The organism is Faecalicatena contorta, from assembly GCF_001404335.1.
GTDB classification, from domain to species: domain Bacteria; phylum Bacillota; class Clostridia; order Lachnospirales; family Lachnospiraceae; genus Faecalicatena; species Faecalicatena contortus_B.
The window spans coordinates 3,002-5,246 of record NZ_CYZU01000103.1 but is presented as its reverse complement, the minus strand read 5'-3'; the positions used below and the strand labels follow the sequence as shown (position 1 = coordinate 5,246).

Sequence of the window (2,245 nt, the reverse complement as noted above, 5' to 3'; positions counted from 1 at the left end):
TCATGGTATAAAACATAAAGAACGGCTGCTCCCGCTCTTCCGTGGACATATACTCAAAGGAATACAAGGTGGCAATGGGCCACAGGACCGAGATCAGCCCCGCAAACACCATGCTCATCCCGTCGATTTTCAAAGCAAAGGACACCTTCTCTGAAAACTGCAGCAGCACCAGTTCCCCCGGCCGGTTAAACAAAAGCAGGAGGACAAGGGCCGAAGTCAGCAGGACCACGGCTTCGATATAGACTTCCATGTGCGCGCGTTTCCGAAACGGAATGAGCGGAATGAAGACCGCTGTCACGATCGGAAAAACCACGGCTATGATTAAAAACGTTTCGTTCATGTCCCCACCCCCTTATACGACCGCTGCCGCTATGTTTCCAAGAAATGTAATCAGGCTGCCCGGGAACACGCCCATGAGCAGCGCCCCTGCGGCCAGGATGAAAAGGGGCACCACCATCTTAAGCGAAGGCTCCCGTTTCTTCATTGCCTGGTAGTTGTAATCTTTGCCGGGCAGAAACCCGTCGATGGTAACCGGAAGCAGGTACCCCGCCGTGAGCAGCGCGCTCACAAGCAGCACCACCGGCCCCAGCCAGGAGAAGGTCCTGACCCCGCTCTCCAAAAGCCCTTCCGCCAGATACCATTTGCTGATAAATCCGCTGGCCGGAGGGATCCCGATTAAGGCCAGGGACACAAAGGTATAGCACCACAGCGTCACGGGCATCTCTTTCCCGATCCCCCGAAGCTGGTCCACCCTGGTATATCCTGTCTGGTAAATGACCGCCCCCGCGCTTAAGAAAAGAGCCGTCTTAATCAATGCATGGAATAACACATGCAGGAGGGACCCGGTCAGGGCCACGGGATTTAAGATGGCCATGCCCAGCATAATATAAGAAGCCTGGCTCACGGACGAGTAGGCCAGCCGCTTCTTAAACACCGGCTCTTTAAAGGCCAGCATGGAGCCCAGGAAGATGGTAAAGAGCGCCAGCACCAGCCAGGTATACTGCACCCAGCTCCCCCGCAGAAACTCCGCCCCCGCAATGTAATACACCGAGCGCAGCACCGCCAGGACCCCGCCCTTTACAATGATGGCCGAGAGCACGGCCGAAGCCGGGGCCGGCGCCACCGGATGGGCCGTGGGCAGCCACGCCTGCATAGGGAACATACCGGCCTTCACGCCGAACCCCAGGATCATGAAGAACAGCCCCAGGTGCAGGATGGTCCCGTTTTGGGCCAGCACCGCCGGGTCCATCACGCCCCCGGGCAGGAAATCCATGCTGGTTCCAAAGTGGTAAAACACAAAGACCCCGAACAGCGCCATGTAAGCCCCGCACATGGAGTAAAAGAGATACTTCAGCCCCGCCATGACCGCCTCGTGGCTCTGGGCATGCAAAACCAGGGGCATGGACACCAGGGTCATCATTTCAAAAAACAGATAGATGGTCACCAGGTTCCCCGCAAGGCTTAGGCCCTGCAGCGCACACAATGTCAGCAGGTAAAAGCCCCAGAACCGCCGCCTATGGTGTTCATGGTGCAGGTATTCTACCGAAAAGATGCCCCCCAGCAGCCAGACCAAGGCAATGAACCCCAGGAAAAAAGCCCCCAGGTGATCCAGCCGGAAGGTGATGTCCAGGCCCTCTGTCAGGGTCAGCAAGGTCAGCTCTGCCCCGCTCCCCCGGCCGTAGGAAACCAGCAGCAGGGCCACTGACACTACGGTCAGGGCCAGGGCTGCCACCGCCGCCCGGGACATCTTTTTCTCCTCCATTTTTTTGGCAGGGAGCACCAGGAAAAGAAGCCCTGCCGCTGCCGGTATAAAGATTGAACATAGAATCCACGCCTGTGTGTACATATTTCCTCCTATCCGCCTCAGAGCACCTTCGGAAACTTTCCTGTCCCCAGCTTTACGGCTGGTTTTCCGCCAGCGCTCTCTTCTCAAAATTTCCGCCGGTCACTGCACTCCAAAGGCAGTACCCCCCTTATCCAAAGATCTCCAGCCCCTGTCTGACCACCTGCATCACGGGCGCCGTACAGATGCCCAAAAACAGCGTCAGGGCCACGCCTCCCGCAATGGCCGCCTTAAACTGCCAGGGATTTCCGGTTGTCTGCTCCTTCATCCCTGCCGCTTTTTCCTCTGCAGTCAGCGGAGTATACAGGATCAGGACCACTCTCATAAAATAAATCGCATTGAGCACCGTGCTCACCGCCAGCGCCGCCAGCACCGCTGCCGCATAGGCCGGCCGTTCCAGGG

1 protein-coding gene and 2 pseudogenes are annotated in these 2,245 nt (G+C 57.6%); all 3 read right to left on the bottom strand.

Features of this window, described 5'->3' with window-relative positions:
- Window positions 1-340, bottom strand: a pseudogene (locus tag ARB69_RS25210) (proton-conducting membrane transporter); the annotation flags it as partial.
- Window positions 341-352: 12 nt separating this feature from the next.
- Window positions 353-1,846, bottom strand: coding sequence for a complex I subunit 5 family protein (locus ARB69_RS25205; protein WP_055155370.1), 1,494 nt, complete (start codon window positions 1,844-1,846; stop codon window positions 353-355).
- A 127-nt stretch (window positions 1,847-1,973) separates the two neighbouring features.
- Window positions 1,974-2,245, bottom strand: a pseudogene (locus tag ARB69_RS25200) (hypothetical protein); the annotation flags it as partial.